Origin of the sequence: Glycomyces dulcitolivorans, from assembly GCF_003265355.1 — a bacterium.
Taxonomy (GTDB): Bacteria; Actinomycetota; Actinomycetes; order Mycobacteriales; family Micromonosporaceae; genus Glycomyces; species Glycomyces dulcitolivorans.
Map to the genome: position 1 here is coordinate 1 of NZ_QFRW01000197.1, position 6,204 is coordinate 6,204.

Annotated in this window: 7 protein-coding genes, 1 tRNA gene and 1 pseudogene; 5 read left to right on the forward strand and 4 right to left on the reverse strand. The window is 70.6% G+C overall.

Annotated features, from left to right (window positions below):
• The 3 genes and pseudogenes from DI269_RS14250 to DI269_RS14260 form a co-directional block, all read left to right on the forward strand.
• Positions 1–294: pseudogene (locus DI269_RS14250) on the forward strand (hypothetical protein); the annotation flags it as partial.
• A 92-nt stretch (positions 295–386) separates the two neighbouring features.
• Positions 387–602, forward strand: a complete 216-nt coding sequence (locus DI269_RS14255; RefSeq protein WP_112136933.1) for a DivIVA domain-containing protein — start codon at positions 387–389, stop codon at positions 600–602.
• A gap of 9 nt (positions 603–611) precedes the next feature.
• Complete coding sequence (locus DI269_RS14260) at positions 612–1,106, forward strand: hypothetical protein (protein WP_157974986.1); 495 nt, start codon at positions 612–614, stop codon at positions 1,104–1,106.
• Positions 1,107–1,144: 38 nt separating this feature from the next.
• Here the strand turns inward: DI269_RS14260 and DI269_RS14265 are convergent, their stop codons facing one another.
• Positions 1,145–1,795, reverse strand: coding sequence for an HNH endonuclease family protein (locus DI269_RS14265; protein ID WP_112136923.1), 651 nt, complete (start codon positions 1,793–1,795; stop codon positions 1,145–1,147).
• Between the two features lie 234 nt (positions 1,796–2,029).
• On the opposite strand from DI269_RS14265, the gene DI269_RS14270 reads away from it, so the two are divergent.
• Positions 2,030–2,440, forward strand: a complete 411-nt coding sequence (locus tag DI269_RS14270; RefSeq protein WP_157974987.1) for a hypothetical protein — start codon at positions 2,030–2,032, stop codon at positions 2,438–2,440.
• Positions 2,441–2,476: 36 nt separating this feature from the next.
• Here DI269_RS14270 and DI269_RS14275 read toward each other — a convergent pair whose 3' ends face one another.
• From DI269_RS14275 to DI269_RS14285, 3 genes are all read right to left on the reverse strand, one after another.
• Positions 2,477–3,391: a carbohydrate kinase family protein gene (locus DI269_RS14275; RefSeq protein WP_157974988.1), complete on the reverse strand. Its 915-nt coding sequence runs from the start codon at positions 3,389–3,391 to the stop codon at positions 2,477–2,479.
• A 53-nt stretch (positions 3,392–3,444) separates the two neighbouring features.
• Positions 3,445–3,520: transfer RNA gene (locus DI269_RS14280), tRNA-Glu, on the reverse strand.
• Between the two features lie 215 nt (positions 3,521–3,735).
• Complete coding sequence (locus DI269_RS14285; RefSeq protein ID WP_157974989.1) at positions 3,736–4,362, reverse strand: hypothetical protein; 627 nt, start codon at positions 4,360–4,362, stop codon at positions 3,736–3,738.
• Positions 4,363–4,701: 339 nt separating this feature from the next.
• On the opposite strand from DI269_RS14285, the gene eno reads away from it, so the two are divergent.
• On the forward strand, positions 4,702–5,982 hold the full coding sequence (gene eno, locus DI269_RS14290) for a phosphopyruvate hydratase (protein WP_112136931.1): 1,281 nt from the start codon (positions 4,702–4,704) through the stop codon (positions 5,980–5,982).
• Positions 5,983–6,204: the final 222 nt, after the last annotated feature.

Genomic DNA, 6,204 nt, shown 5'->3' on the forward strand with positions numbered 1-6,204 from the left:
AGACTGCGGCGCGGCGGCCCGGCCGACCGCGTCGCCGGCGCCTGGGCCGAAGTGCTCGCCGCGGCCGCCCGCGCTGGCGTCAAGGTCCCCGGCCACGCCAACGCGGAAGAGGCGGCGGTGCAGCTGTCGTCGCTGAAGGCCGATATCGGGCCTTTGCCGCGTCTGGTCAACGCCGCGGCCTTCGCCCCCCACGCGGTCTCGGAAGAGGACGCCCGCGCCGCCGCCGCGATCGCCACCGCATTCCCCGGGAGCATCCGTCACCAGGTGAAACGATGGAAACGTTTGCTCACTTAGATTGCGCCCGTTAGAAGTTGATATTTCCCCACAAATTCACCAGACGGTGGGTCGATCCCAAAGCGTGGCGCTGACCTGGCAGACTGTGACGTATGGAGAACCCCTTCTTCTCTGTCCGTTTCCGCGGATACGACCGCGCCCAAGTCGACCGAGCGGTGGCCCGCATCCGCACCGCCACGGACTCCGGAGCCCCGCCCCACCCCGACTCGCTCACCAACATGGGCTTCCAGCTCACCCTCCGCGGCTACGACACCGCCGAGGTCGACGACTACTTCGCCGAGGTCGCGAGGACGCTCCGCGGCGGATAGTCTGGGGACGTGACCGCGGACCCGTACCAACCTCATCTCCAGCCGCCCCCGGCCCCCGTGCACCACCCCCAGATGCAGCAGCCGGGCCTCCACGGATACCCGCCGCAGCCGTATCCGCAGGCCCCGCCGTTCTACGCCCCCCACTGGTCCGTCCCGGCACCGGTGACCATCGACGGCTTCGCGATCGTGCAGCCGCGCCTCAAGCCGATCCCCTCCGGACCGGCCATCGGGTCCCTGATCGCCGGCATCGGCGCCATCCTCGGGGCCGTCCCCGGGCTGCTCTCCGCGGCCTTCAGCCCCCTCGCGGGGCTGACCTTCTTCATGTCCTCGGCCCTGTTCGGCCTCGGCTCGCTGTTCCTCGCGATCTACGCCCGCCGCCAGATCCGCGCCGCCCGGGGCGGCGTCTCCGGCAAGGGCGTGGCGCTCACAGGGCTCATCATCGCGATCATCGCGCTCGCGTTCGCGGCGCTGGTCGGCCTGATAGCCCTCGCTTCGAGCATGTGAAAGGCGGCGCCCCGGCCGGGGCGCCGCCTTCATCCGTTCTAGCAGTAGGTGTCGAGGTGCGACTCCATGGCGTTCGCCTCGGCGGAGTCCACGCTCAGGTCGTACAGGTACTTCACGTGGATCCAGGCCTTGACGTAGTCGCAGCGCAGCCCGGTCGTGTTGACCGGCATCCACTCCGCGGGGTCGTAGTCGCTCTTCGAGGAGTTCGCCGACGTGGTCGCGATCCACAGCTGCGGCGAGTTCACGTCGTTGGCGAAGGCCTGGCGCTCGGCGGTGGTCCACGCCCAGGCGCCCGAGGCCCACGCCTCCGACAGCGCCACCACGTGGTCGATCGTGGCGTTGGAGACCGTGGTCGTCCAGGTGTTGTCGAAGTCGGACTGCCACGAGCCCGAGTCGGGCTGGCAGTCCGAGCCGGTCTCGACGTCGACCCCGTCGCGGGCGAGCACGTACTGGCGCGCGGTGCAGCCGCCGCCCACGCTCGACCAGTGCGGGAACAGGTCCCGGTCGTACGAGTCGCCGTGCGACTCCGCAGCCACGGTCAGCGCGGCCAGCTCGGTGTAGGCCGTCGAGGTCGACGGGATGCCCGGCGGCCGCACGGCCTGGGCGGGGGCGGAGTCGAGGACCAGGACGGCGAGGACCGCGAGCGAGGCCGCCGCGACGACCGCGACCGCGCGCTTGAGTGTCTGCATGGGGGAGGCTCCTGTGGGGGAGGGTGGACGCTGCGTCTGCCGGGGTACATCGATCGACAGGCGCGAATGCGTCGCCGATCCGGATCATCGAATCATGGGATGTCATTGCCCCGCAAGGGGTGAATCACATGTTTTACCAACAAGACATGGCGAACTTACGCAACTGTTGATTCACGGACAAGACGGATCAACCGACTGAGCGCCTCAAAACCGTCAAATGCCTACAATGGAGAAATGACTGTGAGCAGCCAGGAAACGCACATCGGCGGCCTCGCGGTCGGGTACCTGCCCGACCGCCTCGGCGCCTCCTCCGACTTCGAGTTCGAGTGGGGCGGTGTGGCATTCGTCCAGCGCGTCTGGGAGACGCAGCTCCCCGGCGGCGCCTGGCGGGTCGACCTCCAGATCCAGGCCATGCGCGGCGAGGCCCTCACCGACCTCGGCGCCCTCCGAGCCTTCCTCGCCGAATACCACGAGCGCGGCGACGACTGGAAGCCCGAACCCGCCGGCGACGACGGCCTCGCGAGCGAACACGAGGTCGCCCGCCTCCTCGCCCCCGGCCTCGCGGTCGAGGTCCGGGACCCGTTCGGCCGCCAGGGAATCCACGAAGTGAAGGCCGCGGCGGCGTCGATCACCAAGGCGCAGTGAGCAAGCGGGCCCGGACGCTAGCGTCCGGGCCCGAAGTCATTCCAGCTCTGATCGAAACGGCGGATTGGCGCCCGCGCGAGAGCAGGTGAACGCCGCGACCTTCGAAGCGAAGTGAACCGCTTCGAGCGCCTCGTCGGAAGTCAGATTCTCAATCTCCCCGAACCGAAGGCGCCCATTGCGGGAGAGCCAGTCCAGCAGCCCGCCGCTGAACGAGTCCCCGGCGCCGACGGTGTCGACCATCGCGACCGGCGCCGCCGCCACCGCGAACGACTCCCCGTCGGCCCACACCAGCGACCCGTCCCCGCCGCGCGTCACCACGACCAGCTTGCGCCCCTTCGCGATCCACGCCTCGGCGAGCTTCTCCGGCTCCTCGCCGGGCCAGATCCAGGCCAGGTCCTCGTCCGACACCTTCACGATCGACGAGAACGTCAGCCACCGCTCCAGGCGCTCCCGGTACGCGTCCCGGTCGCCCAGCAGCGCCGGGCGCACGTTCGGGTCCAGGCTGATCGTCGTCCGCGTGCTCAGCCCCGCGAGCCACCGCTCCAGCACCGGCCCGCCCGGCTCCAGCGCGAGCGCCAGCGACCCGGCGTGGATCGCGTCCACCCCCGGGTCCCGCGGCAGCTCCCCGCTCCTCCACCGCCAGTCGGCGGTCCCCTCGGTATGGAACGCGTAGCTCGCCGCCCCGCCCGGATCGACCGACACGATCGCCAGGCTCGTGGGCTCCTCGGCGTCGACGATCCACCGCAGATCGACATCGGACTCGGCCAGGTGCGTCCGCAGCAGCTTCCCGAACGCGTCCGAGGACAACCGCCCCAGGAACGCCGTCGCCGAACCCAGCCGCCCCAGCGTCACCGCCACGTTCATCGGGCTCCCGCCGGGATGCGCCACCGGCCGCCGGGCGTCGCCCCCGACCTCCAGATCGACCAGGGCCTCCCCGACCACACCGATCATGCGCACCAGCCTCTCGGAAGACCAAAAAAGGGCCGACCGAAGTCGACCCTCACTGGTACTCCCGAGCGGATTCGAACCGCCGTTTCCGCCTTGAGAGGGCGGCGTCCTAGGCCCCTGGACGACGGGAGCTTGCCTTGTCTTCGCGGCTTGCCGCGGCAACGACGACAACTTTACACGGTACTGGCGGGGGGTGCGCAAGCGGGATATGGCTTGTGATGCGGGCTACTTCAAGTGAGCGGCGGGCCGGGTCCGGCGCCGACACCTTCTCAGGTGTACCCCCGTTGCGCCCTTCCCGGCCCGCCGAGCGACTGTAACGCGCCGCGCCCGGCGGCGCGGCCTGATTCTCACTGGTTGCTCGTGCTGCCCTGTCCGGTGATGTCCTCCAGCCAGGCGGAGTCGACGCCGTCGTGGTAGTTCACGAGCTTCGCGGTGTACGCGGTATCGCCGACCTTCGCGGTCACCGACGCGATGACGCCGACGGTGGTCACGCAGACCTCGAACGAGCCGACGGGCCCGTCGGCGGCGCCCTGGACGTCGGCGCAGTTCGCGAGCTCGCCGGCGAGGGTGGTGTCGGAGAACTCGGCGCTCGCGGCGGCGTCGGCCGCGGCCGCGGCGAGCCAGGAGGCCACGTCGGCCTCGGTCGGCAGCAGGCCGTCGAGCTCCTGCCCGAGCCAGACGCCGAGCTCGGCGGCGTCCTCGCCCGACCACAGGGACGGGCGGTCGCCGACGACCACGGCGGCGGTCCCGGCCTCGGGGTCGACGGCCACCAGGAGCGGGTCGTCGGTGCCTTCGAGGAGGTACTCGGCGGTGTAGGCGTGGCCCTCGCCGTCGGACAGGCGCTCGCTCAGCTCGGTGAGCGCGGCCTGGTCCTCGGAGGCCTCCTCCTCGGCGCCGCCTCCGCCGGAGCAGCCGGCGAGCGCCAGCAGCGCCGCGGCGCCGAGCACGGCGCAGCGCAGAAGGGGGTTCTGCACGATCATGGGGCTCCACTTCCATAGTGCTAGGGCGATGGAGATGCACGGACGCTCTCGGCGAAGCACGCGGGCCGCGGCTCGGCGGCATCTGGGGGGCTCGCCTAGCACAGGTGTCTGATCTGAGATAGGCCTCCACCTTATAGCGCCCGGTCCATCCCCCATGTAACACGAGGAGGCCCCGCGAGCGCCATCGCGTTTTCGCGGCTCGGAGGCACTGCCGCCGGGGCCGGGGCGTAGGCTGAGGAGCTGTGGCCGGCGCAGCGTCGGGTCGGCCGAAATCCTTCGGACACGGCCCCGTAATCGGGGCGATCGTCAGATTCGGCTATTTCAGGAGTGACAGTGGCTGCGATTGAAGACATCCGCGCTAGGGAGATCCTCGACTCCCGCGGCAACCCGACGGTCGAAGTGGAGATCCTGCTCGACGACGACACGCTCCAGCGGGCCGCAGTCCCGTCCGGCGCGTCCACCGGCGCCTTCGAGGCCATCGAGCTGCGCGACGGCGACAAGGGCCGCTACCTCGGCAAGGGCGTCGAGAAGGCCGTCGACAACGTCAACGGCCCGATCCGCGACGCGCTCATCGGCATCGAGGCCTCCGAGCAGCGCCTCGTCGACCAGGCCCTCCTCGACGCGGACGGCACCCCCGACAAGTCCAACCTCGGCGCGAACGCCATCCTCGGCGCCTCGCTCGCCGCGGCCAAGGCCGCCGCCGACTCGGCCGAGCTGCCCCTGTACCGCTACGTGGGCGGCCCGAACGCGCACCTGCTGCCGGTGCCGATGATGAACATCCTCAACGGCGGGTCCCACGCGGACTCCAACGTCGACGTGCAGGAGTTCATGATCGCCCCGATCGGCGCGCCGACGTTCAAGGAGGCCCTGCGCTGGGGCGCCGAGACGTACCACGCGCTCAAGTCGGTCCTCAAGGACCGCGGCCTGTCCACCGGCCTGGGCGACGAGGGCGGGTTCGCCCCGAACCTCGACTCGAACCGCGCCGCGCTCGACCTCATCTCGGTCGCCGTCGAGAAGGCCGGCTACAAGCTCGGCACCGACATCGCCTTCGCGATGGACGTCGCCGCCACCGAGTTCTTCACCGACGGCGCCTACCTCTTCGAGGGCCAGAAGAAGACCGGCGACGAGATGAGCGCCTACTACGAGGAGCTCATCGGCGCCTACCCGTTCGTGTCCATCGAGGACCCCCTCTCCGAGGACGACTGGGCCGGCTGGTCCGCGCTGACCGCGGCCGTGGGCTCCCGCCTCCAGATCGTCGGCGACGACCTGTTCGTGACGAACCCCGAGCGCATCCGCCGCGGCATCGAGGAGAAGGCCGCCAACGGCCTCCTCGTCAAGGTGAACCAGATCGGCTCGCTCACCGAGACCACCGACGCCGTCGAGATGGCCCACCGCGCGGGCTTCGGCTGCATGATGAGCCACCGCTCCGGCGAGACCGAGGACACCACCATCGCCGACCTGGCCGTCGCCATGACCTGCGGCCAGATCAAGACCGGTGCCCCGGCCCGCTCGGACCGCGTCGCCAAGTACAACCAGCTGCTGCGCATCGAGGAAGACCTCGGCGACGCCGCCCGCTACGCCGGCGCTTCGGCCTTCCCGAAGTTCGGCAAGTAGAACGCTAGCGAGGCGAACCTGAAGCAGGGCTGAAGCCGGCTGAAGGGGAGCTGAAGCAGTTCGCGAATCGAAGGCCCCCACGCCGATGGCGCGGGGGCCTTCGAACGCCTCGGTCCCGGGACCGATCGACTAGGCTGGGCCCGTGAACGCGAGCCGCCGACCCAGCCGCCCCGGAGGACGATCCACCGGTCCCGGCCGCACCCGCGCCGCCCGGCGCCCCGC